Source organism: Actinomycetota bacterium, from assembly GCA_035765775.1.
Lineage (GTDB): Bacteria > Actinomycetota > CADDZG01 > JAHWKV01 > JAOPZY01 > DASTWV01.
Map to the genome: position 1 here is coordinate 1 of DASTWV010000053.1, position 26587 is coordinate 26587.

At 66.4% G+C, this 26587-nt stretch carries 23 protein-coding genes, 1 tRNA gene and 1 pseudogene; 14 read left to right on the forward strand and 11 right to left on the reverse strand.

Annotated features, from left to right (window positions below):
• Nucleotides 1-270: 270 nt before the first annotated feature.
• Nucleotides 271-2631 (reverse strand): tetratricopeptide repeat protein, encoded by a 2361-nt coding sequence (locus VFW71_11745; protein HEU5003435.1) that lies wholly within the window; start codon nucleotides 2629-2631, stop codon nucleotides 271-273.
• A 159-nt stretch (nucleotides 2632-2790) separates the two neighbouring features.
• On the opposite strand from VFW71_11745, the gene VFW71_11750 reads away from it, so the two are divergent.
• Together VFW71_11750 and VFW71_11755 are read left to right on the forward strand one after the other, a co-directional pair.
• On the forward strand, nucleotides 2791-3609 hold the full coding sequence (locus VFW71_11750) for an alpha/beta hydrolase (protein HEU5003436.1): 819 nt from the start codon (nucleotides 2791-2793) through the stop codon (nucleotides 3607-3609).
• The gene (locus VFW71_11755) at nucleotides 3606-4106 is read left to right on the forward strand and encodes an SgcJ/EcaC family oxidoreductase (GenBank protein HEU5003437.1); all 501 of its coding nucleotides are present in this window, start codon (nucleotides 3606-3608) and stop codon (nucleotides 4104-4106) included. The genes VFW71_11750 and VFW71_11755 overlap by 4 nt, the downstream gene beginning before the upstream one ends.
• A gap of 186 nt (nucleotides 4107-4292) precedes the next feature.
• On the opposite strand, the gene VFW71_11760 is transcribed toward VFW71_11755, so the two are convergent.
• On the reverse strand, nucleotides 4293-9266 hold the full coding sequence (locus VFW71_11760) for a hypothetical protein (protein ID HEU5003438.1): 4974 nt from the start codon (nucleotides 9264-9266) through the stop codon (nucleotides 4293-4295).
• 684 nt (nucleotides 9267-9950) lie between these two features.
• Between VFW71_11760 and VFW71_11765 the strand changes: the two genes are divergently transcribed.
• Nucleotides 9951-10442: a carbonic anhydrase gene (locus VFW71_11765; GenBank protein ID HEU5003439.1), complete on the forward strand. Its 492-nt coding sequence runs from the start codon at nucleotides 9951-9953 to the stop codon at nucleotides 10440-10442.
• Nucleotides 10443-11026: 584 nt separating this feature from the next.
• Here VFW71_11765 and VFW71_11770 read toward each other — a convergent pair.
• On the reverse strand, nucleotides 11027-11560 hold the full coding sequence (locus VFW71_11770; protein HEU5003440.1) for a PH domain-containing protein: 534 nt from the start codon (nucleotides 11558-11560) through the stop codon (nucleotides 11027-11029).
• A 289-nt stretch (nucleotides 11561-11849) separates the two neighbouring features.
• Here VFW71_11770 and VFW71_11775 point away from each other — a divergent pair, with 289 nt between their 5' ends.
• Nucleotides 11850-12497 (forward strand): hypothetical protein, encoded by a 648-nt coding sequence (locus tag VFW71_11775; GenBank protein HEU5003441.1) that lies wholly within the window; start codon nucleotides 11850-11852, stop codon nucleotides 12495-12497.
• 55 nt (nucleotides 12498-12552) lie between these two features.
• Here the strand turns inward: VFW71_11775 and VFW71_11780 are convergent, their stop codons facing one another.
• The 3 genes from VFW71_11780 to VFW71_11790 all read right to left on the reverse strand — a co-directional run bounded on the left by VFW71_11780 (nucleotide 12553) and on the right by VFW71_11790 (nucleotide 14507).
• The gene (locus tag VFW71_11780) at nucleotides 12553-13155 is read right to left on the reverse strand and encodes a hypothetical protein (protein HEU5003442.1); all 603 of its coding nucleotides are present in this window, start codon (nucleotides 13153-13155) and stop codon (nucleotides 12553-12555) included.
• The gene (locus tag VFW71_11785; protein HEU5003443.1) at nucleotides 13118-13966 is read right to left on the reverse strand and encodes a hypothetical protein; all 849 of its coding nucleotides are present in this window, start codon (nucleotides 13964-13966) and stop codon (nucleotides 13118-13120) included. The genes VFW71_11780 and VFW71_11785 overlap by 38 nt, the downstream gene beginning before the upstream one ends.
• Before the next feature lie 355 nt (nucleotides 13967-14321).
• Nucleotides 14322-14507, reverse strand: a complete 186-nt coding sequence (locus VFW71_11790; protein ID HEU5003444.1) for a hypothetical protein — start codon at nucleotides 14505-14507, stop codon at nucleotides 14322-14324.
• 713 nt (nucleotides 14508-15220) lie between these two features.
• Here VFW71_11790 and VFW71_11795 point away from each other — a divergent pair.
• Nucleotides 15221-15909: pseudogene (locus tag VFW71_11795) on the forward strand (HAD family hydrolase).
• Here VFW71_11795 and VFW71_11800 read toward each other — a convergent pair.
• Nucleotides 15906-17213 (reverse strand): helix-turn-helix transcriptional regulator, encoded by a 1308-nt coding sequence (locus VFW71_11800; GenBank protein ID HEU5003445.1) that lies wholly within the window; start codon nucleotides 17211-17213, stop codon nucleotides 15906-15908. The pseudogene VFW71_11795 and the gene VFW71_11800 sit on opposite strands and share 4 nt — an antisense overlap.
• Nucleotides 17214-17383: 170 nt before the next feature.
• Between VFW71_11800 and VFW71_11805 the strand changes: the two genes are divergently transcribed.
• The 8 genes from VFW71_11805 to VFW71_11840 all read left to right on the forward strand — a co-directional run bounded on the left by VFW71_11805 (nucleotide 17384) and on the right by VFW71_11840 (nucleotide 23009).
• Nucleotides 17384-17731: a hypothetical protein gene (locus VFW71_11805; GenBank protein ID HEU5003446.1), complete on the forward strand. Its 348-nt coding sequence runs from the start codon at nucleotides 17384-17386 to the stop codon at nucleotides 17729-17731.
• Entirely contained in the window at nucleotides 17728-18168 is a 441-nt protein-coding gene (locus VFW71_11810) for a hypothetical protein (protein HEU5003447.1), read from the forward strand. Before VFW71_11805 ends, VFW71_11810 begins: the two co-directional genes overlap by 4 nt.
• The gene (locus VFW71_11815; protein HEU5003448.1) at nucleotides 18165-18413 is read left to right on the forward strand and encodes a hypothetical protein; all 249 of its coding nucleotides are present in this window, start codon (nucleotides 18165-18167) and stop codon (nucleotides 18411-18413) included. The genes VFW71_11810 and VFW71_11815 overlap by 4 nt, the downstream gene beginning before the upstream one ends.
• The gene (locus tag VFW71_11820; protein HEU5003449.1) at nucleotides 18413-20080 is read left to right on the forward strand and encodes an FtsK/SpoIIIE domain-containing protein; all 1668 of its coding nucleotides are present in this window, start codon (nucleotides 18413-18415) and stop codon (nucleotides 20078-20080) included. Before VFW71_11815 ends, VFW71_11820 begins: the two co-directional genes overlap by 1 nt.
• A complete protein-coding gene (locus VFW71_11825) occupies nucleotides 20073-21578 on the forward strand; it encodes a replication initiator (GenBank protein ID HEU5003450.1) in 1506 nt (501 codons plus the stop codon). Before VFW71_11820 ends, VFW71_11825 begins: the two co-directional genes overlap by 8 nt.
• A 95-nt stretch (nucleotides 21579-21673) precedes the next feature.
• Nucleotides 21674-21901: a helix-turn-helix domain-containing protein gene (locus VFW71_11830; protein HEU5003451.1), complete on the forward strand. Its 228-nt coding sequence runs from the start codon at nucleotides 21674-21676 to the stop codon at nucleotides 21899-21901.
• On the forward strand, nucleotides 21894-22268 hold the full coding sequence (locus VFW71_11835) for a hypothetical protein (protein HEU5003452.1): 375 nt from the start codon (nucleotides 21894-21896) through the stop codon (nucleotides 22266-22268). The genes VFW71_11830 and VFW71_11835 overlap by 8 nt, the downstream gene beginning before the upstream one ends.
• Before the next feature lie 102 nt (nucleotides 22269-22370).
• Nucleotides 22371-23009: a tyrosine-type recombinase/integrase gene (locus VFW71_11840; GenBank protein ID HEU5003453.1), complete on the forward strand. Its 639-nt coding sequence runs from the start codon at nucleotides 22371-22373 to the stop codon at nucleotides 23007-23009.
• A gap of 938 nt (nucleotides 23010-23947) precedes the next feature.
• Here the strand turns inward: VFW71_11840 and VFW71_11845 are convergent.
• The 3 genes from VFW71_11845 to VFW71_11855 form a co-directional block, all read right to left on the reverse strand.
• Nucleotides 23948-24019, reverse strand: a tRNA-Val gene (locus VFW71_11845).
• A 54-nt stretch (nucleotides 24020-24073) separates the two neighbouring features.
• Nucleotides 24074-24202, reverse strand: a complete 129-nt coding sequence (locus VFW71_11850; protein HEU5003454.1) for a hypothetical protein — start codon at nucleotides 24200-24202, stop codon at nucleotides 24074-24076.
• A complete protein-coding gene (locus tag VFW71_11855; GenBank protein HEU5003455.1) occupies nucleotides 24199-24363 on the reverse strand; it encodes an alkaline phosphatase family protein in 165 nt (54 codons plus the stop codon). Before VFW71_11855 ends, VFW71_11850 begins: the two co-directional genes overlap by 4 nt.
• 291 nt (nucleotides 24364-24654) lie before the next feature.
• On the opposite strand from VFW71_11855, the gene VFW71_11860 reads away from it, so the two are divergent.
• Nucleotides 24655-25653, forward strand: coding sequence for a hypothetical protein (locus tag VFW71_11860; GenBank protein HEU5003456.1), 999 nt, complete (start codon nucleotides 24655-24657; stop codon nucleotides 25651-25653).
• 132 nt (nucleotides 25654-25785) lie between these two features.
• Here VFW71_11860 and VFW71_11865 read toward each other — a convergent pair whose 3' ends face one another.
• Entirely contained in the window at nucleotides 25786-26586 is an 801-nt protein-coding gene (locus VFW71_11865) for a hypothetical protein (protein ID HEU5003457.1), read from the reverse strand.
• Between the last annotated feature and the right edge of the window lies 1 nt (nucleotide 26587).

Below are 26587 nucleotides of genomic sequence, written 5' to 3' on the forward strand. Positions count from 1 at the left end.
TGTGGTGCTGGCGGACACCGACACCGTCACCGGCCGGAGGGGCCAGGACTCGGATTTCAGGCGGAGGTGGGGCTTCCTTGCGGCCACCCGTGGGGCGTTCTAAGTGGCCACCAGTGGGGACTTTGGCATGGCCACGTACACTCTTCCTGTCCATATCTGGACCGAACCTGATCGGCAACAAGACGTGTGATTTGACTGCGTCTTACCAGGAACAGGTGCTCGAGATTCGTTAGCGCCATCTGGACTCTTATCGGGGGTCGGTCTGCCGTATCAACCACCCGCCCTCCCCGAGAGATGATGAACGACCGTGACTGCCTCCCGAGAGGCCTCCTCATACGCCTGCTCCGGAGTCATGGAGCGACCCTCCGCCCACGCTCGGCTCCAGGCCGGCTCACCGAGATCCTCGCGTGCCCCCGCCAGACAGCGCTCATTGATGACCCGGTCAAAGGGATGCTGTTGCGTGGTAATCGACTCGCGGATGGACGATGCGGCGCCGGCTGTGCGTGCTGCCTGCCGGGCATTTCCTGTCGCAGACATGACGGCGGATACGGCCTCCAGGCCCTCGGCCAGACCCCAGGCGTCCTTCAACTCACGAAACATCTCGAGGCTCGATGCGGAAAGGGTCACTGCCGCGCGGAGGTCGCCCCGGAGGAGGGCGGCATAGCCCGCCTGCGTCAGCGCTCTCGCCACGAAGTGGCGGTCCCCGAGTTCCCGGTAGAGGGCCAGTGCCTCGTCAAGGTGAACCTCCGCAGCATCGCTGTCGCCCGCCCGCGCCTCTGCCCACCCGAGGTTGAAGAGAGACGTCGCCAGGTGCCAGCGGGGACCGCCGCCGCGGCAGATGTCCAGGGCATCTCGGAACGATGCCACCCCCTGCGCGTAGCTCCCCTCGGCAACGGCCACGAGCCCTGCGATCGTGACGGCATTGCGCAGCTCCAATGGGTCACCTCCCTGCTGAGCCAGCGTCAGCAGCTGGTCGCCGAACGCACCGGCCTGGGCATATGCCCCCTGGTGGTAGGCAAGCCAGGCGGCGCCCCACAACGCCTTTGCGCGTGGTCGTGGGTGCGCTGACGGACCAAACGACAGCGCGGCGTCGAGCCAACGCCGGCCCTCGTTGAAGGCACCGTCGAGGCGCCAGAACATCCATAGGGCGCCGGCGAGCCGGAGGGCGATCTCTGCTTGGGCGTGATCGACGGCCCATCCGAGGGCGGCCCTGAGGTTCTCCCGATCGGCAGCAAGGCGAGTGAGCCAGGTCGACTGGTCAGGCCCGCGCAGTTCGGGCTCTGCGGCCTCCGCCAGGTTGAGGAAGTATCGGGCATGACGGTCATCGAGTAGCTCCGACTCATCGAGGCCCTCACCGAACTCACGGATGATGTCGAGCATCCGATAGCGGGCGGCCCCGTCGGGGGAGTCTGCGAGGAGCAGCAGGCTGCGATCGACCAGGTTGCTGACCCCTCCCAGCAGATCGCTGCCCCCCGGCATTCCACAAACAAATTCGGCTGCATCGAGCGTGAATTGACCGACAAAGACGCAGAGCCGCCGGAAGAGCACTTGCTCGCCCTCCCTCAGCAGCTCGTAGCTCCACCGGAGCGTGTCGACCATCGCCTGCTGGCGGCCCGGAAGGTCGGTAGGCCCACCCGTGAGGATCTGCAGACGATCCTTCAGCCTGGCCAGCAACGCCGGTAGGGGTAGGTGACGAGCCCGCGCTGCCGCAAGTTCGATGGCCAGTGGCAGGCCTTCCAGGCGGCGGCAGATCTCGGCGATCGTCCCCAGCGAGCGCTCTCCGATGTCAAGGTCCGGTTTCACCGCCAACGCCCTCTCCACGAACAGCGCGGCAGCCGGACTGGCGGCAAGGCTCCCTCCTGCGTCCAACGCGCCGAGAAGGTCCAGTGGGGGAACCGGGATCTCCCGTTCCCCTCGCAGATGCAGCGGCGCTCGACTCGTGACCAGGATGCGCACGCCGGCACCGGCTGCGATGAGGGTGGCAACCACGGCCCTCGCTTCGAGGACATGCTCGAAGGTGTCGAGGACGATCAGGACCGTGCTGCTGGCCAGGTGCTCCTCGATCGCCTCGAGCAGGGCGCCCTCGACCTGGCCTACCCCAAGGGCATCGGCAATCGCCGGGGCCACTAGGCCGGGCTCCTGGATGGCAGCGAGGGGCACGAAGCACACGCCGTCGGCAAACCCTTCAAGGGCCTGGCCAGCGGCCTCAACAGCCAGGCGGGTCTTGCCGATGCCCCCCGGGCCAGTCAGGGTGACCAGCCGCAGGTAACGATCCCGGAGCGCGGCGCCGATCGTGCCGAGTTCCTGCGCGCGCCCGATGAGGCGAGTCAGGGGAACGGGGAGCCGGGCGTTGCTGCCGCGCCTGTCGCCCGACCTTGCACTGCCATCCGCGTGCCCACTCCGGCCCCGCGCGACTGCCTCAAACCGCTGCCGCTCGTTCGGCTCCAGGCCCAGCGCACCCGCCAGGAGTCTGGCGGTGGTCGGGTACATGCGGGCGCGGAGCCCGCGCTCGATGTCGCTGATGGTTCGCTGGCTGACCCCGGCTCTTTCGGCTAACTCCTCCTGAGTTAATCCCGCAGAGATCCGATGCCCCCGCAGGCATATCGCGAGAGTGTCGTCCGGAATGCCCATATCAGTACCCTGTCGTTGCCCTGATGCTACTGCGGTCGCCCACAAGTGCGTGCCAACTCGGTGACCGAGACGGTGGGTCCGTTTCCTGGTCGACCGCTGCCCCGCCCCCCAGACTTGGCGACAGCAGGCGGTTGCATCTGAACAGGGAAAGGGGATGCCATGGGCATATCGGCAATCGAAGTCGGCACGGTGCAGGCAAACGGGACCACGCTCCACTACGAGAGCAGAGGGGAGGGCTCGGCGATCCTGCTCATTGCGGGCGGGCTTGCCGATGCCGGCCAGTTCGGCGAGTTCAGCGACGTGCTTGGCCGAGATCACCGAGTCATCACCTACGACCGACGGGGCAACTCCCGCAGCCCCGCCCCCGAAGGCTGGACCACCACTACGGTGGAGCAGCAATCGGACGACGCCGCGGCCCTCCTGGTCGCCCTGGGTGTCAGCCGCCCGTTGGTCTATGGGCACAGCATCGGGGCCCCCATCGCGCTCGACCTCGGCCTTCGGCATCCGGCGACCGTCCAGGGGGTCGCCCTGCACGACCCGGCGATGATGGGCACGCTCGCAGACCCAGGGGCCGTCATGGCGGTCCTCGGTCCGGTGATCGGCGAGGCGATGACCGCCGGTGGTCCTCCGGCGGCAGCCGACGCCTTCTACCGATTCGCCGTGGGACCTGCCATCGACGCCTTGGACCCGGCCGTATACGAGCGCATGAAAGCCGACGGCGGCGTACTGTTCGGCGTCGAGTTCGAGAGCCTGTCCGGCTGGTTGCCGGATGAGGGCGCCCTACGGGAGAACAGGGTTCCCGTACGGTTGTTGGTGGGGGCGGAGAGCCCGCCGTTCTTTCGCGAGGCGGCCGAGTGGCTGAGCGCCCGCCTCGACGCCAAGATCGCCGACGTTCCCGGGGGCCACGGTGCTGCGTTCGTCCACCCAAACGAGGTCGCACAGCGCCTCGAGGACTTCATCGGTGAGGTGGGGCGATGAGCGCCGAAATGGGGGTCGCAAACGAGGAGGAACGATCCGATGTCACGGATATCCGGCAGGTTCTCGAGCAAATCGATGTCGCGTGGAATGTGCACGACGCCAGCAAGTTCGCCGCACTGTTCACGGGTGATGCCCGCTTCACCAACGTGCGTGGGATGCAAGCGAGAGGTCGGGACGGCGTCGAGCGTTTTGTGGCACCTCTGTTCGCCACAATGTTCAGTGACAGCGAACAGCACACCCTGCGCATCGACACGGCATTTCTTGCCCCCGGTCTCGCCGCCGTGGATGCCTGGTGGACCATGCACGGAGCACGTACGCTCGATGGCAGTCCCCGCCCGACACGGTACGGCCTGTTCAGCCTCGTGATGCGCACTACGACCGAAGGTTGGCGGATCGCGGTGTGGCACAACATGGAATTGGCCGGCCTCCCTCCCGAGGATCCCGCAGCGTGGCGTTTCGTGATTTTTCACAATGAGGGGCCGACCAAAGCCCACTGACGCGCGCAGGTCTCGACCGGAGCCGGGCGGGCAGTTTTCGGCCGTCGTTGATCAGCCATTGACAGGTGTGTGCCCGACACGGAGCCCGTGCTGCCTGACAGGTGCGCTTGCCGGCCACCGTTCATCGTTGCGAAGCCGATCTGAAAACCTCGCTTGGGCGGACTCGCAAGCATCCCAGGCCGGAGCTCAGCCCGACTGGAAGGTCCCCACGACCAGCAGGTCGCCCGGCACGTAGCCGCCCTCGAAGCGGATGTAGTTCTTCGTGGGGAACAGCAGGTTCTTGAGCGCGAAGACCGACACCGCTTCGAAGGGCACGTCGAGCTGCTGGGTGATCTGCGAAGGCAGTTGGTTGCGGATCTCGTTGTTCACCTGCGCGGCGAAGTCGTCCGACCCGCTCGGCCCGCCACCGGACATGTGGCCGGTGACCGTACCTGCAGGGTTGACCACCCGCATCTTGATGGTCTGCTCGCGCCCGGCCCCGCCCACGTCGACGACCAGCTGACCGTTGACGTTGATATCGACCTGGGTGGACATATCGGATTCACGGCAACTGGTGCAGCTGAAAAGGCACGGGTAGACCGTGGTGCAGGCCTTTTGCGTGTACTTCATCGTGTTGCTGCGCGATCCGGTGAGGTTGATGCGACCGTCAGGGCGGGCAATAAGCTTCGTCCCCTCCAGCGACCAGGTGACGTCGTTGCCGCCCGGGATCCAGTAGGTGTAGTCCGTGAAACTGCCGCCGCCGCGGCCCCCGCCGGAACTTACGGAGTGATTCAACTTGCTCATGTCCACCTTGCCCACGACGTTTGCCGTACTGAACCTCCCCGTCCAAGCCTTCGCCGGGTTCCCGGGATCGTCCCCCGCGGCCACCCAGTTGCCCTTCCGCAGGCTGCCCGGGATGACCGACGAGAAAAGCAGGCCGCTGCGCAGCATGAGGCTGCACTCCTCCCCCTGCGGGATGGGCTCGGGCACGCCGTTCAGGAAGGTCTGGCTGTAGTCCAGCAGGCTCCGCCCGCCGGTCTGGATGAACAGCTGCAACATCTTGGCGGACGAGGGCGTGGTGAGCTTCTTGAACTGGAAGGCGTTCGGCCGCAGCGCCTCGATCGTCGGCACCTGGGTCAAGTCCAGGCGGTTGATGAGGAACTTGACCGGGTTGGTGGCGAAGTAGGCCGCCACCGCCCGGCTGAAGTCCACCTTCTCCACGGGATCCATCTCGATGCGGTTGACATCGAAGGCGCCGGTCTGCAGGTCGAGGGTCACCTCGATCACGTCGTGCCCCCCGGCGGTGCCGATCACCTTGGAGATCGCCACGTAGGCGGTCAGGGTGGTGCCGTCGATGGCCACGGGGTTGTCACACTCCGGCGGCTTGTCGCCCCGCTGATCGCACTCGGTGAGGGTCCCAGTGAGCCCGAAGTCGAGGCGGACGTCGGTCTCCTTCGGGGTGGTGAAGGAGAGCTGGGGATAGCCGTAGGTAAGGTCCCAGCGCTTGATGGCGTAGACCCCCTCACGGATGCGGGTCTTGGTCTCCACCTTGATGGTGTTCTTGTAGGTGGTGTCCCGCTTCAGGGCGTCGTACTGCTCGCGGAGCACCCGGTCGATCTGGGCGAGGGACATGTTGAAAACCACATCCCACCCGTTGGTGCAGGCCCCCTGGGCGGACATGGCGCTGACCAGGTCCGGGGTGCTGGGGACCTGGGCAGCTGCGGGCGCCGCCCTCAGGCGCAGCCCCGGCTCCCCGGCCCGCAAGCGGCGCTGGAGCAGCGTGCGGGCGTCGACGATGCGGGCTTCGAGGACGAAGCGCAGCACGACCGTCGCCGTGGTGCCCTCGAACGCGATCTCCCTATTGGTAGAGGTGTCCGGGAAGGCGACGCTCCAGGACGAGAACGGGGTCACCCGGCTGACGCCTTCGGACCAGCTGCGGCCGCCATCGGTGAACCGGGGCTTGTTCGTCCCCGCCTCGTATTCGTAGACCCGTTCGCGCCACGGGGTGCGGTAGGTATGGGGCTGCCGCTGGGTGTCGCGGTCCAGGAAGGGCGTGCCCCCGTAGGTGAGCTGCACCAGGTAGCGCCCCGACTCGGTGCTCTTCACCCCAACGACCTCCGCCACCACCGACACCACCCGTGCGTCCACGTACTGGCTGAACGAGCGGGCGTCAAGGGGGAGCTCGAAGGCGAAGGTGTTCCCCCGGGTGACGTCTGCCAGCGGCACGCCCTCGATCCGGTACTCGATCGGAGTGGTGGTGGACACCTGGTGCTGGGTCAACGCCTCCCGGGCGACGATCGTGGCGCGCGTCTGGCGTACCCGCGCCTCCCGGAACTTGAGCACGCTGTAGGACAGGATCAGCGTCGGCGGCTGCAGGTTGGCGTACTGGAGCGCCTGGTCCTGCTGGGCGAACGCCTTGGCCAGGATGGCCAGCATCTGGTCGCGCAGGAAGCTGAGATGGCCGGTGAGCCCGATCAGGTCGATCTTCGCCGTGTCTAGGTCCTTGATGTCCTTGGGATGCAAGGCCCCCTTCAGGGCCTCGAGGCGAGCCGCCTGCCGACGATTTATTTCCTGCTGCAGCTGGTTCGTATAGATATCCCGCTCGATCTGGTGCTGGGCGGATTTAGCGGAAAGCACTGCCTTGCCCCGGCTCACCAGGATGGAAAAGGTTGCGCTCAGGTCGGCTTTGGCGGCCGCCGCCGGGCCGTCGCTTGGGCCCATGTCCAACAGGGCCTTGAACTTGAGCAAGGTTTCGTCCCAGTCCGAGGGCGTCGGGCTGCCGAAGTCGGTGCCGTCCAGGCCGTCGAGGGCCGACTGCGCCTTCTTGAGCTTGTCAACCTCGGTGGCGATCCCGGAGTACAGCTTCCAGGTGGCGTTCAACACATTGAGCGTCTTCTGGATCCGCTGGGCCAGCAGGCCGAGATCCTTCACCGCCGAGATCGAGCTGGCGGGGACGGCGATCGAGGTGCCGAGGGAGAAGAGGTTGGTGGCGACCTCGATGCCGAACTTGATGCCCTCGAGGGTCTGCCATTGCGTGACCGCGCTCTTGTAGCGCTGGATGGCGGCGTCGACCTCGGCCTGCTGCACAAACAGCGCCGATTCGAGCTTCCCCACCTTATCGGCCTGCTGGATCGCCTCGCCCTTCTGCTTCTCGATGATGCCGTCGTACATCCGGTTGATGTCCTGCTGCTGGGCGGCGTTGGCCTCAATTGTCTTGGCGAGCAGCTCACCGGTCTGGACGATGTTCTCGTTGAGCTGCTTGGCGACGTCGATCACCAGCTCGCGCTGCCGGCGGGCCTCAATCTCGAGCGTGGTCTGGTTGATGGCGCCCTCGATCGCTGCGGCGTATTCCAGGATGCGCTCGACATACTCCCGATACTCCCCGTAGGGCAGCAGCGGCACGAAGCTGCCGTAGTTGGCATCGACGGCGTAGCTCGCCAGGTCCAGCACGCGCACCCGCAGGGCAAGGAGTTGCTTGTCGCTGGTGCCCGCCGGGATGAACGCCGCCAACCAGCGCAGGAAGTCCCGCATGAATCCCTGGATCCCTGTGCCCTCACCGGCGCTCTGGTTGCCGAGCACCGCCTCGGCGAGGACGGTGGCGAACTGCAGTCCGTCGACCAGCGTCGGGAGCGCGGTTGCAGGCGGCACCCCCCGGACATCGCCGACCACAATCGGGTCGGCGTCGCGGCCCTCGCCGATCAGCCCGTAGGCCAACCCGTCGGCTACCACCCGGTACTTGCTGCCTACCCGGTTGCGCACCGCCATGGCGCCCAGAAACTCCTGGCAGGCGACGCTCATGGCGTCGTAGGCGGCATCGGAGACCTCGACCGCCACCGGTCGGCCGCTGGTCCGCATGTCGATGACCTGCCCGAAGAGGCCGATCCGCTGCCCAGGGAGGGTCGTCCCCTGACTCGAGCAATTCACCACGTTGCCGAACACCGTGAAGTCCTTCACCGTGTCGGCGGCGACCAGCTGGAGGTCGCCCACGTCGATGCGGGACTTGTAGACGGTGATCGTCGGGGTGGCGAGAGCGGAGACCACCCCGGGCTGATCCTGGGGGAGGAGGCGCGCGAAGTCGCGGTCATCGACCGGGGCGAAGTTCGGGTTGATCGAGTCCCCGTATTTCTGGGCGAGCGCCGCCTGCAGAACCCGCTGCCAGAGCAGCGTGCGCTTGAACTCGACGAACAGGCTCAAGGGGCTGAGCTGTACCCGGGTCGGCGCCTGCTCGACGAATTCCCGGTCGAGGGCCTCGAGGGTCAGGCGTGCGCCGGCGTCGAAGGGCGCGAAGAGCGTGTCTCGGCGGGCGAAAGTCGGCTCGTACCAGTCGTGCCCCTCCAGGCTGGTGCGGAAGCGGTCCGAGTTGCTCAGGCACAGGACGGCCCCGTACTCGGCGACGTAACCGAACTCACCCTTGACAGCGTCGGTGGTGAAGTAGACGAACTCGACCGCCCCAGGGCCGGACAGCGGGTTCTTGCCGTCGGCGTAGGCCTTCTTGATGCGGGCAAAACGCTGCTCGGGGAAGGCAAACACCTGCACGATGGCGTCCCCGATGTCGATGCGTGACACAAAGTGGGTTCCCCACCGGGCGAAGTGCTCGAGGAAGTGCTCGGCCCGCCGCCTGTCCAGCTCCGTGCCGTAGTCCTGCTTCTCCTCGATGCCGGCGTGGCGGAGCTGGCGGGTGGCGTCCAGGAAGCTGTTGTCCAGGCCGAGGGCGGGATCGGGCTTGCGGGGGCGCATGTGCATGAGCACGTCGCCCTCCTCGGCGGCGTGCTGGGCGATCCCATCCCGCCGCTCCAGCTTGACCAGCGCATAGCCCCGCCCGGGTATGGCGAGGTCGACACCGATGGTCTCGCTGATCTCGGCCAGCGCCTCCGGGTTGCGGGCCGCACCCATGAGCAACGCCCCGGCGGGCAGCTCCGGGGCGTGGACGTCGGCGGCGGGGGCGACGACGTCGTAGGGGATCAGAGCGCTGAGGAGGCTCTGGGGCGTGTCGTGCAGGGAGATGCTCGGGTAGTCCCACGTCCCCCGGGAGGGCGGAGCCGTAGGCTCGGTGGTGCGCAGGGGCGGGTCGGCGGGCGGGTAGAGGATGTCGACCCTGCCGGCGCCCGGGTCCCAGTTGGCGTTGAGGCCGCGGAAGATGTTGGTGGCTCTTCCGAGGGGGATCGAGTCGATGCCGTTCACGAAGGCTACCCCTTTCGCCAGGCGGGACGACTGAGGCCCAGCATACAGTTTAGAAGGTAGGTACGGACGGCCCCGCTCGGCCATACGCAAGGCCGTCAGGCTCCATCCGCAACCACCCTTCCGCTCGGCGCCGGCGCCTCTTGCGAAGGGAGCGGCGGCACGGTCACCGCCGACAGCCGACAGTAGGCCCGGGCCGACTGGCCCGTGACCGGGCGTCTGTTGCTCCCGGTCCCGGCGCACCTCGTCGGGATCCCAGGGAATGCCCCCGAGCACCTGCAATGCCATGAGCCCGGCGACCTCGGCGAGCTCCCTTTGGCGGTGCCGCCGGCCGCCAGTACCGTCGCACGCTTACGCCGGGTTGGGCCGAGCGCCTGGAGGGAGCTCACCGGCGAGGATGCCTACCCTGGACGTTGCAGAACGCCTCGGCAGGCCAGATCCGGGAGTGGTCGAAGGCCGCCCTGGCGGCGTCGAGAGTACAAGGGCACCAGTGAGCCGAGCGTCTCGGGGGCCGCTAAGACTTCCTCCTGCACCACCTCAGGCCCGGATCAGCCTCTGGCCCAGGCTCCAGGGTTGCGCCCTGGTCCAGTGACCGACGCGGCGGCCACACTATCGCTCATTTCTCCCTTGCAAATGGGGCAAGCATAGGTCAGAGTGTGGGTAACGGTCCTGCGAAGGGAGGCAACCATGAGCGCTACTGATGAGGCTCTTAGGAACAATGAGACATATGCAGTCTCCTTCGACCGGGGGGGCCTGCCGATGCCGCCCGCCAAACACCTCGCAGTCCTGGCTTGCATGGACGCGCGGCTCCATGTGAGCAGGCTCCTGGGACTGGACATCGGTGATGCCCACATCATTCGTAACGCGGGGGGCGTGGCGACCGACGATGCCATCCGCTCCCTGGTGATCTCGCAACGGCTGCTCGGGACGACAGAGATCGTCCTCATTCATCACACCGACTGCGGCATGCTTACCTTCACCGACGACGCCGTGAAGCGCCAGATCCAAGACGACGTGGGAATCAAGCCCGAATTCGCGATGGAGGCCTTCCCGGACCTCGACGAGGACGTGCGCCAGTCGATCAAGCGGATCAAGGCCAGTCCATTCATTCCTCATAAGGACAACATCCGAGGCTTCGTGTACTCGATAGAAACGGGCAAGCTGCGCGAGGTGACCTGAGACCCCCGTTTGGTCATCCCTTCACCGGAGGGCGGCGGACGGCGCCGACCAGAACGTCAATTACCTCCGAGGTCCGACTGGGAGAGGAGTTCGGCGCCGACGATCTATTCGTGGAGTTGGATGGGGCCCGGCAACTGGGCCACGAACTCTCGCAGAGAAGACTTTGGGCTCTTGGGCGTGGCGGATTTCGCGCGCCTAATGGCGCTTCGAGATCCGGTCAATTGGGCCAAGTGCTGACACCTCATCAACGCCCCGATCGTTGACACATCTTTAGACATGTCTGCACTGTGGGCGCACGAGGATTTGAACCTCGGACCTCTTCCGTGTCAAGTAAATGCGGGGTGATTTCGGCCTAGGCGGTTGGCCTGGGGAAACGTCGGAAACGCTTGTGCAGTAAGGAGAACGGCGTTCCCCCACGTCCCCCGAGGATTCCTTGTGATCCCAGCTGGTTTGCGCCCTTTTTGCGCCCCGCAACCAGAGTCTCGGGCGATCAGACGGGTCTGATTGGAACCCGACCGTCACCGAAACCGCCCGTGGAGCAGAAGACGCCAGCCAAGTCCCAGGCCTCGTACCGAGGGGGTAGGCTAGCCGAGCAACTTTGCTTTCTGAGCGACGAACTCGTCTTCAGTCAAAATGCCTTGGTCTCGAAGACGAGCCAGTTTGACAAGCTCATCTGCGACGGAACCTTGAGAAGTGCCTGCGGCTTGGGGGGGAATGGCTTGGCGTCTGTCGGGTTGCTGACCTGGTTGGTGGGATAGAGCCATACGGTCCCGGATCAGCTGGGAGACGCGCTCAACATCCGTTTTCTCGACTTGGGACAGGTCGGCGCTGTCCCCAGATGCCCGAAGGCTCAAGTGACCGAAGGCCATGCCCTTCTTGTGATCCACGCCAGTCAGGAGGCCATATGCGTAGTCTTGGACGTCATACCCTCCAACCTTCTTAGAGAAGATGACCACACGCCTATCCGTTACAAGGACAGTAGCCCGCCGACGCGTGTTTTGCCCAAAGCGCCGCACTTCTGCTAAGCCGCTCGTGGCGTCCACCACTTGCTCGCCTGGCATGAGCACGGGGGCGGCGTCCTTCTGCATCTGTTCTCTTTTCTTGTCGGACAGTGGCATTTTCGTTGCTCCATGACTCCAAGGGAAATGATACGATACTACGTATCCTTGTAAGCGACACCACGTTGCCGAGTGACGCTACCCAAGCGCAGCCCTTGCACGTTCGTGCCGAGCGCTCAGAGGTCCCGTGCCTACAGGAGGCGATTGACCTCATTCCCAAACACACGTACGGAAGGTCCTTGACGACCGGGCGGTAGACACTATGATGCTCACATCCCATATATAGGGTCCCATGCTTGGGTTACCACCATATATGGTTACCCGGGCAGCAGCAGGAGGAGAGAGAGACGTGAACGATCTCAAGATCTCATTGACGCACTTTACAGACTTCGTCACGAGCACACCATCGGGTCGCGTTCAAGCTGTGCGAGATGCCATTCGTCTCCGAGATTCCATCGATGCTAACCGCAGGTCCTTTGATGGAAAGGGGTTCAACCCGGACTTCTACAAGCCCATGAAGCTCTATTTATCCAAAGCTGTCCAGGGGGCACCGCTCGAGACCATCGAGTCTCTACTGTTCGCAGACCCGAGGAAACAGGCGGCTTTCCGCCTCTGCGCGGACGGCTTCCATAAGTTCCTGGCCCAACAGAAGGTTACGTGGCGAGGACCGGGAAGAAAGTGGGAATGGTCTTCGGGCCAACTGACTGTCTCCGTCAACCCTGAGATCGCGCTTAGGATTGATGGAAACAATTGGCTACTGAAGCTATATTTCAAGGAGCGGAACCTGACCAAGCTTCCCCATCGCACAAAGGCAGATCTTATCCTGCACCTTCTCACGGCCGGTAGTGAGGAGGACGAAACTGTCGGCGTGCTTGACCTCCGGCGTGGCGCCATCCTCGCGTTGGGTAAACCTGTGCGGGATTGTGAACTCCTACTACGTGGTGAAGCGGTTAGCTACTTGGAAATCTGGAAGGGACTTAAGGCAGCTGCCGCATAGGACTCCTGTCCTATTGCCCATTCTTTCCAGACCATTCCTTGGCACCCATCCCCGTTCAATCATCGGGATCGTGCCGCTGAATATGCTGCACATAAACGTTCCCGACTTGCGAAAGCGTGATTACGGTTATCAAGAACTGGAGGAGCGCATAGATCGTGGCTGCCACGGTCAGGCCCACGATGAATCGATGATAAACGGAGGATTCGGCACCGATCAAAGGGGCGTCGGGTCGCAACAGAGGCAGCGCTAAGAGAGATAGGACAATCACAAGCCAGTGGGTTACCGCTGTCCACGAGAACACGAACAAAAGGTCTGAAAAGGCAGTGCGGGAGGGCGGCTTACCGTTCTCGGGAGTAGCAAGCTCAGTAGCGAAGGCAGCATCCGGCAGGGTGATGGCAATAGTCAGACCCGCCAGGCAGAACCCAAACGCGATCGCCGCGTAAGTGATGATGGCGCTGTCAACTTGCCCAGCCTGAAGCCTGTGGAGCGGCGAATCCCCTCCGATGCCAGCGAGTCCAGCCCCCACTGCCAAGGCCACCCAGAACTCCGCCCCCTTGACGACTTCAGCCAGGCGCGGTCTGACCTCGTCAGCGCCGTACTGGCGATAGGCTTTGAGGAACCTACGCTTCTTCAGCTGGGGCCTCCGCCAATCTTTCATTTAGATATTCTGCCAGTTTGTCGTCGATATCCTCGTCTTCGACGTGCCCTTCATTTGTCAGCTTCACAGGCGTTCTTTGATGCTCCGTGTGATCCCGTAAGGAAACCGACGTGGGCGATGACTCCCCGGGCTTAACGCCCGTCAGGAGCGCGCTTTTCACGCCCGCGAACCTTTGACCAAGTACACCCTTGATCAACTGGATCACGCCGTTGTTCCGGCTAAGACTTGCGTTTCGTTTTGCCGTCGCCTCGATTGCAACAGTCCGCGCATCTGAGTCAGATGCGATTTCGGTTAGGCGATTATAGTGGTCCGTCCAGTCGAGGTTTGGCCGTACTATACGTATTCTGGCGAGCTGAATACGTTCAAACAGTTCGATAGCCTCTAGGAAGCGCATATCTACCACGGGAGTCAAAGCAAATGTGGCAGAGGCATAAGCAGGAAGTGTCTGAGCGGACCGCTCAACGACATCCGCTATATCGACCGCCTTGGCTCCACGATGATTGTACTCCACGATTGCAATTCGTCCGGAAATATCAATGAGAGCGTGAGTCTTTGTGGCAACGATTTCACCCCGATCCAATTGTTGGATACGCTCACTGGCATCTGTGGTGTTGAAGATTAGAGGGTTCTGACCTCTGCTTCCCTCGTAGGCTGCGAGACGGACCCTCGCATCATCTTCATCCACCTCTAGGTGCGGTATTGCGACTATACGGTCCTCAGTGACTAGAATCCGTGAATCGCCCGGAACTAAGCTGACTTGTTGAAAGAAGGACAAGTAGTCAAACGGAGCATCACCGAGATGACCGTGCATCTCGAAGACCTCTAGTTTCCGTCTAGTGTAACGTTGAGCCAATTGTGCCTCCTCCGTCGCCGATACGCTCTCGGACTGTTATCTTATGAGAGGATACTTGGCCGAGGAGGTAGATTGAAGGATTGTGAGGGGTCCTTCTATCGTCTGACCGGCAGATTGAAGCAGAACAGCGTCGGCCCCAAAGCCGCGTGCCGGTGCACAGGGCGCCCCGATTGGTAGCTCCGAGGACGGGCCGAAGGCCCGCCCGCAGGAGCGTGCCGGCCGGAGGCCGGCCTTGATGCTATGTACAGGAAATCGGCACAGCTAGCCTGGGGGCCAGGGCCGTTTCGGGGACTGCTGACGACCGCACCCCGGGTCAGGAACGCTCCAGCACGTCGACGAGCTCATCCAGGGCGTCAAGGGCGGCATCGAGGTGGGTAACAACCTCCTCCCGGCGCTGGCCGATCTCCTGGGTGTGCAGATCGAGGATCGATCGGATCTCCAGCGTCAACGACTGTGCAGCGCTTGCCAGGGGGACGACAACCGATGTGATGCGGGCCATGGGCTCTCTCCTCTCCGCTCAACGGACGTCGGGGAGGTCCTTGGCCTTGCTCAGACCTACCCCATCATTTCGTAGGCGCCACAAAAAGCGGAGGATCTGGGCGGTCAAGGGTGACCGCAGGTCATGGCGAAGCCACGGGAGGACCGGAGCGCAGTGAGGACCGGACCGCCCTTGAGGGCCCAGAGCCCGGAGCGGACAATTGGGCTCGGAGAGATGGGGCTAAAGCTTGGAGGTGGGGGTTTGGGCTTCTGCTACTACCGGAACTACGTACATCGATACGTGATGATCCATCGCGATGAGTGCGGATGGGCGAGGGGAGGCGAGGGCTCCCATGGTCTATTGCCCGCAGAGTCAGACGTGGGCCTTTGGGAGGCGGGCTTCGACAGCTATCAGGACGCCTATGAAAGCGCCAAAGCGGCCGTAAAGGGCTACGATTGGGGTGGTGAAATAGCGGAGCCCCTCGATCGGGCGGAGATTCGGGACTGCAAGCACTGCGGGCCGGGCGGGGGCGTGAAGGGGCTCGTGGTGTCACAGAAGCGGTGCGCTTTGTGCTCCTTGACCAAGTCGGTATCGGCCTTCACACCGGGAGCGGAGGTGTGCAAAGACTGCTCCTAGAGTGTTTCTTCGGGAGCACCCGGCCGAGAACTACGGCCGCCTGAGATCTGGGGGGCGTGAAGACCGCTGAGCTGGATCAGATGGAGCGAAGTTAGGGTATGTCGGTGACGCTTGGTGGCAGGCAAGAAGTTCCAGCGATTCAGGCCGTCGTCTTCGACGTCGGCGAGACCGTCGTGGACGAAACCAGTTAGTACGGCGCCTGGGCCGACTGGCTAGGCGTTCCCCGGCACACGTTCTCGGCCGTGATGGGCGCCGTCATCGCTCGGGGCGGCGATTACCGGGAGGCCTTTGGGCACTTCCGTCCCGGCTTCGACCTGGGCACGGAGCGCAAGCTCCGCCGGGAGGCCGGTCACCCGGAGGGCGTGACGGAGGTGAACCTGTACCCCGACGCCGGCCGTGACTGTCGGCGCTCAAGGCAATGGGACTGGTGGTAGCCCTGGCGGGGAACCAGACAGCCGAAGTCGGGGCAACCATCCGGCGACGAGGTCTCCTTGCCGATGCCGTGCTCACGTCCGACGAGCTCGGGGTCGAGAAGCCTTCGCAGCACTTCTTCGCCCGGGTGGTTGAGGAGCTCGGCGTGCCGGCGGTCGAGACGCTTTACGTCGGCGACCGCTTGGACAACGACATCGAGCCGGCACAGGAGGCGGGCTTGCTCACGGCATTCATCCGGCGTGGCCCCTGGGGCTTCATACTGCGGGACTCGGTCATCGAGGCGAGATGCCTATTCCGACTGCGGGACCTGGCCGAGCTCCCGCAGCTCGTCCGCCAGCACAACGTCGCTGGCTAGATCGCGATCCCGGCGAGAGGGCGGAGACGCTCTTCGAGTGCGCCTGCCAGGGGCGTTGCGGCGAAGGCTGAGCGCAGGGCCGGGAAGCGGTCACGAGCGGTCGGGTACCAATGCTCCCGGAGGTCCACGACCGCTTGGGTGGCGAGGTCCAGGGCGTGATCGGGATCGGCGTCGGCATGCGCGGTCGCCCGGTCGATCAGCCACACGGAGCGCTGCTTGACCGCCGATTCCGGCAGCGTTGCGCAGGCCCGCTGCAGGCTTTCGGCGGCCCCCTCGTGGTCCCCGGCGAGAAGCTGGACGTAGCCCCGGAACCCGTCAAGGCGTGAAGCGTCGAAGAAGTCGAGCCAGAGGGGGTCCACGCCAGGCGAGTCCAATGAGTCCTCGGCCCGGGACGCCTCTGAAAGGGCCTCGCCTCTTCGGCCGGTGCGGGCATCGATCTCGGCCCGAACACAGTGCAGCCACGAACGAGTACGAGGACCTGCGAAGCGCTTGGCCTTGGTATCGGCGGCGTCCAGGGCGGCACCGGTGGCCGCAGGATCGCCGTTGAAGCCGGGCAGGAATGCGAGGTGGGCGAAGACGGCGGCGATCAGGGGCTGATCGTCGGCCTGCTCGGCAAGCTCCCGGGCGACGGAGAGGCTCTGCCGGGCGGTGTGCGGCTCGACCAGGTCGAAGAACGCCAGCCTGCCGGACAACAAGGCGGCGTGGGCGACGGCGCTGGCCAGCTTGGTGCGCTCATCGCCGGCAGCTGTGCGTAGGAGGTCGAGTCCGAGCCGGGCGTGGGCGTTGGTGGCCTCGAACAGGGACCGGGGCGGCGAGCTCCAGTAGATCGTGCGCTGCATCTCAACCGTTGAGGCGAAGGCGGTGACGATGGCGGGATCGATCCGGGGGGCCTCGAACATGCGGGACAGGTTGTCGGCAGTCGGAACCGGCACGGCTGATGCAAGCCCCATGAGGGCGGCATTCTTGAGAAAGTCACGTCGGTTCATGTCGTCTCCGTCGAGGTCGGAGGTGAGGGCGGTGAGCGGCGCAGGGCGTACGCCGAGCTCGGCCTCGGTCCGGCCGTACAGCAGGCACAGAAGGCGCCGGTAGGGCCTGCGGGGGCGCTTCTGGCCCCGCTCCCACTTCGACACCATCATGGCGTCGATGCCGAGGCGCTCGGCGTGGTGCTCCCAGGCCAGGGCGGCAACGGCCTCCGCAACTTTCGCCTGGGTCATCCCGAGGCGAAGCCGCTCAGCCTTCAGGGCGAGGTTGGGGCCAGCTCCCGCCGGCTCCGCCACCAGATCGGCGCCTCGTGCCCGCTCCACGGGATCGACTGTAAGCGATGAGGCTGCCAAATGCACTGACGAAGCGAAAGGAATACGAAACGGACTAGCAAAAGGACTAGCACCGGGCCCTTCTGCAAAACCTCCCCCACCTCGATCCTCGGAGGCAAGCGAGTTCCCGGCGTGGGAGCTCCGGGATCGAGCAGGGACCCATGCGGTTGCCGATCGACACATCCGCCTTGCAGTTCGTGTGTTCGCTGCCACCGGAGCCGGTGGTGGAATACGAGAACCGTAACCAGCCCAAGGTTGACCGAGACGGCGAGCCGGTGTTCTCCATGGAGCTCATCGCCATGGGGGCCAAGGGCAGCCAGATCTTCGGGGTGAAGTTCTCCGGCACGCCGGCAGCGGGCCTCAAGCAGGGCATGCCGGTGCGGGTTGCAGAACTGGAGGTCTCCGACTGGGCGATCGACGGTCGTCACGGCTTGTCGTTCCGGGCTGGGCGGATCGAGCCGCTGAACGGTCACGCTCCCGCTCCGGCCAAGAGCGGGGGTGCGTCATGACCCGGTTCTGCCTGGGCTGCCACCGGGAGTACCCCGGGGGCGAGGAGGTCGTCTGCCCGCACTGCGGCGTCGACCTGGTGGCGGCGCCCGAGAGCCTTCATGCGCTGCTGGAACGCTTCGTGTTCACCGGCTGGGCCGAGTGGGACTCGGTGACCTACCTGCTGGCCTCTCCCCTGCTGGCGGGGAAGTTGGGGCCATTTGTGGATGTCACCGGCTACTCGGTGGACATCGAGGCGCTGGTCGAGGCCTCGGGCGCCTGGAGCCACGCCGAGCAGCTCTTCGTGGCGCTGGCGGCCGATCTGTGGCGGGCCACGGGCGCGGTGTCGGTCCGGGAGCTGGTCGCCACCCTGGACGACGCCAACTTCGCCCGGGCGCTGGCGGCCATCGAGATCGCCCGGGGCGCTCGGGTCGGTGCCGGGATCGGGGGTGCGCCATGAGCCGGGTGGACCCCTGGCACTCGGTGGTGGATGAGCACGCGGTCAGCGAGCCCGCCCGTGCCATCGATCCCCGCTACTCGGCCCTCGTGGTGCTGCTACGCCACAGTGCCCTGCGCTGGGGGGAGGCGGTCGCCGTGCGGCGGTGCTGGTGCTCGGCACTGGCGGCCTGCACCGACGTCTACGAGGAGGTGGTCGAGTCCTCGGCGGGGCCCGGTTCCGGCTGCTCCGCCACCCCGGCCGGGTGATGCTCCGGGACGAGGAGGCCGACGTGCTGGCCGAGCACCTGGCCCGCTACGTGGACGAGCGCCGGGATGCGCTGCCGTTCACCGACTTCTCCCGCAAGCCTCTGTCCTGGCGCTGGTTCCGGGAGCACGTCTGGGTCCCGGGGCTCAAGGCGAGCGGGCTGCCGGCGGAGCTCACCCCCGGGGATCTCGGCATTGCCCAGCTGCGGGCGCTGCAGATCGAGGCCTCGGCGGTGCGGGCAGGAAGGGGGGCGGCGATGAGCGACCGAGTGCGCCGGGTCGGACCCCGGATGATCGAGGCTCCCCCGCCCAACGTCGAGCCGGTGGCGATGCCTGGGGCCGGGATGCTGCGCCGCCTGCTCCGGGTGTTGTGGGCCTACCGGGTGGAGCTCGCCCTGGTGGCATTGGGCTACGAGCTCGCCCTGGTGCTCATCGCCAACCTGGGCCGCTACTGGGGCGTGGGCGGCGCTGGTGTCCTGGGCGTCGTCATGTTCGTCGGGCCGGTGCGCCGGTTCCTGGCGCGGGTCTTGCCCAAGTCTCGGCTGCGCCGGCGGCTGATGCGGGCGGCCCGGCATGTCGGCCTGGCCAACCACAACGACCGGGTCCCTTTGCCGGTGGCAGTGAGCCGGGTTCCCCTGGGCGACGTGGTGCGGGTGCGCCTGGCCAAGGGGGGCCACGCCGGCGAGCTGGAGGACGCCCTCGACGCCCTGGCGGCGGTGCTGGAGGTCCGGGAGGTGAGAGTCGCCCGGGACCCGGACAACGCCCGCTACGCCTCGGTGACCATCGTGCGCCGGGACCCGCTGGCAGGCACCAAGGCCCTGGTGTGTTCCTGGCTGTCGGCGGTGCGCATGAACCTGTGGAGCTCGTTCCCGTTGGGAGTGGGCGAGCACGGGGCGGCGGTGTCGATGTGCGTCGCCTATCGCAACCTGTTGCTCGGGGGGGAGCTGGGTGGGGGCAAGTCCTCCATCCTGCAACTGGTCATCGCCGCAGCGGCCCTGGATCCCGCCGTGCGCCTCTCGCTGTTCGACGGCAAGCGGGGCGTCGAGCTCGGCGAGTGGCGGCGAGTCGCCGATCACTTCAGCTGCTCCGACGTCGACGATGCCATCGAGGTGCTCCGGGAGCTGTGGGCGGACATGGTGGCCCGCTACGAGCTGCTGGTGGCCCGGGGGCGGCGCAAGGTGGAGCCGGGGGACGCCGAGGTGCCTTTGCGTGTCGTCTGTATCGACGAACTGGCCGAGTACACCGCCGGGGTGGACCGCAAGGCGTCGGCTGAGTCCTCCAGCTTGCTGCGGGATCTGGTGTCCAAGGGGCGGGCGGCCGGCATCATCGTGGTGGACGCCACCCAGAAGCCGGCTTCCGACATCGTGCCCACCTCCCTGAGGGATCTTTTCGCCTTCCGGTGGGCGCTGCGCTGCACGACCCCGCAGGCCTCGGACACCATCCACGGGCAGGGCTGGGCGTCGCAGGGGTACTCGGCGGCCGGCATCGATGCCGCCTGCCGGGGGGTCGGCTTCCTGCTCGCCGAGGGCGGGCTGCCCGAGCGGCTGAAGGCCTTCTACCTGTCCGACGACGACGTGGCCTCCCTTGCCCGCCGGGCGGAGGCGCTGCGGGCTCGTGCCCGGCTGGCCGTGGTCCCTCAGGTGGCGGAGGAGGTGGTGGCACATGGCTGAGGGCTGGGGGCACATCGTGGCCCGGGACGCCTCGTCGTACGACATCCCCGACTTCGCCGGGCTGGGGGACGCTCCCTTACCGCCGTTGCTCCAGGAGGCCTGGGAGCGCAGCTGCGACCACTTCTACGGCTGGGACCGCCAGGTGCGACATGCCCGGTACTGCTGCCGACCGATCCGGATCACCGGCCACGTCGCCGAGGTCGACCGGGGCACGGGCGAGGTGCGCACCCGGTTCTCCACGCTGAACGAGCCGGACAACACCCTGCTGGTGGCCTGCGGCTCACGGCTCAGGGCCAAGTGCCCGTCGTGCGCCTTCTGGCATCAGGGCGACGCCTACCAGGTGGTGGTGACCGGGCTGCGGGGCGGCAAGGGGATGCCGTTGCGTGTCGCCGATCACCCGAAGGTGTTTGCCACCCTTACGGCGCCGTCGTTCGGGGCGGTGCACGCTCGCCGGGTGCGAGGGGGCAAGGTGGAGCGCTGCCACCCCCGGGGCACCGAGCGCTGCCCGCACGGGCGGCGGATCAGCTGCACCGCCCGCCACCGGGAGGGCGATCCCGAGCTGGGCACGCCGCTGTGCCCGGAGTGCATCGACACCGAGGCCCAGGTGGTCTGGAACGCGATGGCGCCGAAGCTCTGGCACCGGTTCTGGACCTACCTGCCCCGGGAGCTCGCCAAGCTCCTGGGCGTCACCCAGAAGCAGCTGCGCTCGGTGGTGGTACTCCGGATGGCGAAGGTGGCCGAGTTCCAGCGCCGGGGGGTGGTGCACTTCCACGCCGTCATCCGCATCGATGGGTCGGCACCGATGGGGAGCACGGAGGTCGCTCCGCCGCCGGCGGCGGTCAGTCTCGAGCTCCTCGACCGGGCGATCGAGGCAGCGAGGGCTTCGGCGTTCGTTGAGGTCCCCGAGCTCGCCCGGCTGGGCAAGCAGACCCGGCTGCAGTTCGGGCCCGAGCTCGACTGCCGGGTGATCCACGGCGATGGCGAGATCACCGAGGAGAAGGTGGCCTCCTATGTCGCTAAGTACTTGTCCAAAGGCGCCGAAGAGCTCGGATTGCCCACAGAGGCGCTCGCTGAGGACGACGACATCGACGCCCTGGATACCCCGGAGCACATCCGGGCGCTGGTGTGGGCGGCGGTGAAGCTCGGTGTGCGTCCCGGGTTCGGGGAGCTCAAGCTCCGGAAGCGGGCGCACCAGCTGGGCTTCGGCGGCCACTTCCTGTCCAAGAGCTTGCGCTACTCCACCACGTTCAAGGAGCTGGGTGAGGTGCGTCGCCGGCACGCCCGCAGGGAGGAGCTGGGCGAGGAGGCCAACGGCCTCGACCAGTGGGGCCGCCCAATCGCCGAGGACCAGGTGGAGATCCTCCGCTCCTGGCAGTACCTCGGCTGGGGCTACCAGAGCCACGGGGAGGCCTGGCTGGCAGCTGCGGCGGCCGCCCGAGCCCGGGAGGAACGGCAAAACGCACGAGAGGCGATGCGACAGAGGAGGTGGGCGGCATGAGGGCTGACGTCCTGGACGGTGGGAGCTCGTCGGGTACTGGTGCAGCGAGTGTTGGGGCGCCTTGCGAGGAGGAAGGCAAGATGGACAGGGACATCATGAGACAGCTGGGTGCTCTGCCGCCGGTGCTGTCGGTGGAGGAGACCTGCAGATTGCTGGGGTTGAGCCGGAGCGCTGGGTACCGGGCCACATCGGCCGGGGAGCTGCCGACGATCAAGGTCGGTCGGCGGCTGTACGTGCCCACGCCGGCGCTGCTTCGGCTACTGGGCGCCGCTGAGCCTATGAAGCAGGTGGTAGGCGGACGAAGGGGAGGGGGCAGTGGCTAGCGTCCAGAAGCTTGCGACTGGCCACTACCAGGTGCGGTATCGCTCACCAGACGGGCGTCAGCACAAGAAGACCTTCAAGCGGCGGGGAGACGCCGAGCGCTACGCCGCCAGCGTCGAGGTCGACAACCTCAGGGGCGAGTGGGTGGATCCCCGGCTCGGCAGAATGACCTTCGGTGAGTGGGTGGAGAAGTGGCAGGCGACGGAGGCGAGGCTGCGGGCGTCGACCCGGGCGCAGCATGCCTCGATCCTCAAGAACCACATCCTGCCGACCTTCGACGACTGGCGGCTGACGGCGATCCGCTACGAGATGTTGCGGAGTGGGCAGCCGAGCTGGTCGACGAGGAGCTGGCGCCGGCGACAGTCCTGAAGGCCTACCAGATCTTCGCCCAGCTGCTGGACGGCGCCGTCACGGCCGGGCGGCTGGCCAAGAACCCATGCGCCGGCGTGCGCAAGCTGCTTGCTGCCCGAGGTGCACGAGGCAGAGATGCGCTTCCTCACCGAGGACCAGGTGGTGGAGCTCGCCGACGTGATGGACCAGCGCTACCGGGCTTTCGTGCTCCTGGGGGCCTACGGCGGGCTGCGCAGGGGCGAGCTGCTCGGTCTGCGCCGGCACCGGGTGCTGGCTCTCCGCTCGGCCGTCGAGGTGGCCGAAGTTCTGAGTCTGGTGCACGGTCGGCCCGTGTTCGGTCCGCCCACGAGCTGGGCCGGTCGGCGGGTGGTTGGCATCCCTCGCCCGGTGATGGATTCCGTCGCCGAGCACATCGCCCGGTATTCGAGTGACCGTTCGGACCTTGTCTTCCCAGCACCTCAGGGCGGACCGTTCTCACCCAGGAACTTTGTGCGCCGGACCTGGGAACCGGCAGTAGCGAAGGCGGGTCTGGGTGATTTGAGGGTCCACGACCTGAGACATACGGCGGTTAGCTTCTGGATCGAGGCGGGGCTCACCGAGTCGGAGATTGCCGCCCGGGCCGGGTGGCGCCAGTTCCTCACCCGCTACCGCCATATCCTTCACCGCACCGAGGATCGGGCGAACGAGCGCCTGGGGGCTCTCTTCCTTGAGGCGGAGCATCGCCGGCACACCTCGGGCCCGGCCGCAAACCAGAGCTGAAGGCGCCCATCCTGGGCAATGGCTGCTCGTCATAACGTGGTGTCGCCGTGCTACCGGCGGAATGTAGATTGGACGTTGTCTCAGGAAATAAAGGGCCCTTGCCACGTGGTAGACGTACGAACTATGGTTCACGTGTGGGAAGTGGCAGAAGCACTTGGTGATGGAGCGAAAGCCACAGAAGCGCGGACACATTTTCGGCGGGCTCATCGCTGTCCTACTCTTCATTGGGCTCTTCTCTGAGTTGTTCCACGGGAAGAGCGCACAGAATCAGCCTCTTCAGCTTGGTGCGGGACCTACGCCAGTGGCCTCGGGTTCCCCTTCCCCCACAACGAGTCCTCTCTGCTTAACCGTGCCCCCTGCGGTAGCGAACGAGCTGGTGTCAGACGTTCAAGCCGGTGCCCCAGGGAACGCCGGCGACCCTTTGGTGGCCAAGACGGTGCACTCCCCTGATCTCGCCGCCGACGGCGATAACATCTGGTTTGTCGATATACGGACGGATCGTGGTCTTGTAAGCCTAGCCAATGTTCGAGCACCGCTGGCTGGCGGACCGTGGCGCGATCCCGCCGGCATTTGGGTTGCGATGGATTCAAGCTCCGCCCAGATGACGGGATTCCCTGTTGGTAATGGACTCACTCAGAATGGCGTCCCCTTCTCTCAAGCAGTCGGGGCTGCAGCGGTCGCCGGATGCTTGAATCAATGAATTGGGGGCCCCGGGCCGAACCCGGCCGTCAGGGCTGCTCCTGATCCGGATCGGCGCCAAGGCGATGGGCCGCCTGGACCTAACCGGCGATGGGCGTCAGAATCGTCAGCACTCAGCCGGATCTCAGACCGTCCCACCTGGTCTTGCGCCTTTTCTGCGCCCCGAGGCCCGAACGCGCCCCGGTCCGAACTCAGTGGCTATGAACGAAAACCGTTACGTACCAAGGGTTTCAGCGTTGTGGGCGCACGAGGATTTGAACCTCGGACCTCTTCCGTGTCAAGGAAGCGCTCTCCCCCTGAGCTATGCGCCCGGGCCCACAACAGCCCGTGGGAGAGGGCGAGTATAAACCGGCGCTGCCCCCGGCCTACCCATTGGGGGGGTACTGCCCGGCCAGACCGGCCACCGACTTGTTGAGGTGCAGGCTGCCCGGCAGCTTGTCGGCGTTGGCGTCCCGGGCGGCCACGGCGGGCAGGTTCCACTTGGTCTCGATCAATTCAGGATCGAGGTGTGGTCATGGGTCACATGCGACACGTAGTTGGGCTTGACCCAGGGCGACGCGATGACCGCCGGGACGCGGAAGCCGTAGCGGACGAAGCCGCCCGGGAGGTCGGGCGGCACCGTGATGGCGGGCGGGATGGCGGCGGGCGGCGGCACATGGTCGTAGTAGCCGCCATGCTCGTCGTAGGTGAGGCACGAAGAGGGTCCTTGGCCAGGGCGGAGCCGAGCCGGGAGAACGGCCCGGCCACGGCCAACCCGGCGCCGAGCGCCATGCCCTTCAGGACGGTTCGGCGCGAGATCGAGCGCGAGATGGAAGAGTCGTTCATTGCCTTCGTGCTCCTTCTCCCCCCGGGTCTCTCGGGAGAAGCGGGCCAGATCCCCATGCCACGGCAGGGATCCACCAGGGACAAGGGCGACAAGGCGTAGGCTTTCCCGGGGAGGGATGGGTTGGCGGACGAGGATGGGCACGCAGGCGAGGGCGTCAGCCGCTACCTCGAGAACACCCGCAACCTCCTCGGCCTGCTGCTAGCGGGCTTCATCGGGGCGCTCAACTTCGTCGGGCTGAAGAGCGGCGAGGTCACCACCATCCTGCGCAACGAGGCGGTGGTGCCCTCGTTCATCGCCGCGCTCCTGCTGTTCGCCCTGATGTTCGCCGTCTCCAGCGTCTTCGTGGCCTCAACCTGGCGGGTGGCCCGCTCCCTGGCCATCGCCCTCATCGCCTGCCTGGTGGGCCTCGGCAGCCTCACGGTGGTGATCGTCCCGATTCCCGGCACCACCACTGCCGCGCAGGAGTGGATCAGCACGCTGGTGGGCGGGGGCATCATCGGCGTCGCCGTCGTGGCCGAGGTCGTCCAGCTGGCCCGCCGCCGCCACCAGCAACGCCCGGTGTTCTGGGTGGCGTCGGCCGCCGGGGAGGCCACGCAGCCTAAGGACGGCGCCCACACGCAGCTGGTGCTCCTGCTGGTGGGGGCGATGCTGGCGGCGGTGGCCACCTACAGCGCCATCCGCCTGGAGGCCCGCAGCCAGTCGATCGATCCGGTGCCGCAGGGATCCGCCTCGGTGACCGAGACGGCCGGTCAGGGCAGCATCGAGCTCAGCGTATCGGCGACCCGCCTGCGGGAGCGGAGCTACGTCGCCGTCCGGGTGACCGGCCTTCCGCGCGGCCAGCCGTTGGCCCAGGCGTGCGCCGGGGTGCACGGCACCGCCGGCCTGCCCTGCCCCGACGACCCATGCCACTACCTCAGCACATGCGACATCCTGGACGGCCTGATCGTGAGCCCGGACGACAGCGGGGCAGTGAACAAGGACTTCGTGCTGCCGTTCTCGGCGGCCGACTACCAGCACATCCATATCCTGCTCCAGACCTGCGAGGCCCAGGGCAGCTCGTGCAGCTTCACGGGCCGCTACGACCGCCTGGATATCGCCATCCCGGCGCCTGGGCCGTAAGCGTTTGGCCGCGCGCCCGGAAGCCGAAGGTATTCGACAAAACCTGTGGAAACTGCCGCCAATATGGCGGCGCATTCCACAAGTTTCGGCTCCTTCCTGCGGGAGCTCGGGGACCAGAGGGGCTTGCGCTCTTCACGCCCCGATGGACGTGCAGGCCGCCGTGGCGTGGATGCCGGGCGCAGTGGCTCCGCCGCACATCCACAACCGACCCTGGTACAGGGCGTAGCCGGTGCCGTGGCGGGGCGTCAGCATCGGCACCTGGCTCCACGTCCCGCCCATCTGCTCCTGGACCACCGTGGTGAGGCTGGTCTCGCCCGCAGGCTCCCCGCCCGCCACCACCGTGATCCCGTCGACCATCCCGCCTGCGGCGCCCGAGGTGGCGGTGGGCAGGGACTGGCCGGCGGTCCAGGAACCGGCCGGGTCGAGGCAGTCCACGGCGGCGCTGGTGGACGGCTCCCGCCCGCCGGCGAGGCACACCTGCCCGTTGTCCGGGAACCCGGCGGCGTGGTTGCGGGGATGAGGCAGGGGCGGCAGGTCGGTCCAGGCGTTGGTGGCCGGGTCGTAGGCCTCCGCTCCGGCCACCTGGGCCGCGCCGTCGTTGCCGCCCGCGGCGATGAGGCGCCCACGGTCGGCCACCAGCACCAGGGCCCCCCTCGCCCGCCGGAGCGGGGCAATGGCTTGCCACACCGTGGCACCCGCCGGGAGGGCGAAGACCCTGGCGGTGGCCCCGCCGGCCGTGAACCCCCCGGCCACGTAGACGGTGGTGCCGAGGGTGGCGGCGGCCGGGTGGTTGACCGCTTCGGGCAGGGCCGGTCCACTTGCCCACGACGAGCCATCGAACACGAAGACGTTGGGGGTGCTGGCCCCGCCGGCGTTGTACCCGCCGATGACGTACAGGCGGGCGCCGACCGCGGCGGCGGCGGTCTCCTGCACC

What these genes read in the sequence shown, in the direction of transcription:
- VFW71_11745 (HEU5003435.1), bottom strand. Translation starts at nt 2,631, where the DNA reads ATGGGCATTCCGGACGACACTCTCGCGATATGCCTGCGGGGGCATCGG.
- VFW71_11750 (HEU5003436.1), top strand. Translation starts at nt 2,791, where the DNA reads ATGGGCATATCGGCAATCGAAGTCGGCACGGTGCAGGCAAACGGGACC.
- VFW71_11755 (HEU5003437.1), top strand. Translation starts at nt 3,606, where the DNA reads ATGAGCGCCGAAATGGGGGTCGCAAACGAGGAGGAACGATCCGATGTC.
- VFW71_11765 (HEU5003439.1), top strand. Translation starts at nt 9,951, where the DNA reads ATGAGCGCTACTGATGAGGCTCTTAGGAACAATGAGACATATGCAGTC.
- VFW71_11770 (HEU5003440.1), bottom strand. Translation starts at nt 11,560, where the DNA reads ATGCCACTGTCCGACAAGAAAAGAGAACAGATGCAGAAGGACGCCGCC.
- VFW71_11780 (HEU5003442.1), bottom strand. Translation starts at nt 13,155, where the DNA reads ATGAAAGATTGGCGGAGGCCCCAGCTGAAGAAGCGTAGGTTCCTCAAA.
- VFW71_11785 (HEU5003443.1), bottom strand. Translation starts at nt 13,966, where the DNA reads ATGCACGGTCATCTCGGTGATGCTCCGTTTGACTACTTGTCCTTCTTT.
- VFW71_11790 (HEU5003444.1), bottom strand. Translation starts at nt 14,507, where the DNA reads ATGGCCCGCATCACATCGGTTGTCGTCCCCCTGGCAAGCGCTGCACAG.
- VFW71_11805 (HEU5003446.1), top strand. Translation starts at nt 17,384, where the DNA reads ATGCGGTTGCCGATCGACACATCCGCCTTGCAGTTCGTGTGTTCGCTG.
- VFW71_11810 (HEU5003447.1), top strand. Translation starts at nt 17,728, where the DNA reads ATGACCCGGTTCTGCCTGGGCTGCCACCGGGAGTACCCCGGGGGCGAG.
- VFW71_11815 (HEU5003448.1), top strand. Translation starts at nt 18,165, where the DNA reads ATGAGCCGGGTGGACCCCTGGCACTCGGTGGTGGATGAGCACGCGGTC.
- VFW71_11820 (HEU5003449.1), top strand. Translation starts at nt 18,413, where the DNA reads ATGCTCCGGGACGAGGAGGCCGACGTGCTGGCCGAGCACCTGGCCCGC.
- VFW71_11825 (HEU5003450.1), top strand. Translation starts at nt 20,073, where the DNA reads ATGGCTGAGGGCTGGGGGCACATCGTGGCCCGGGACGCCTCGTCGTAC.
- VFW71_11830 (HEU5003451.1), top strand. Translation starts at nt 21,674, where the DNA reads ATGAGACAGCTGGGTGCTCTGCCGCCGGTGCTGTCGGTGGAGGAGACC.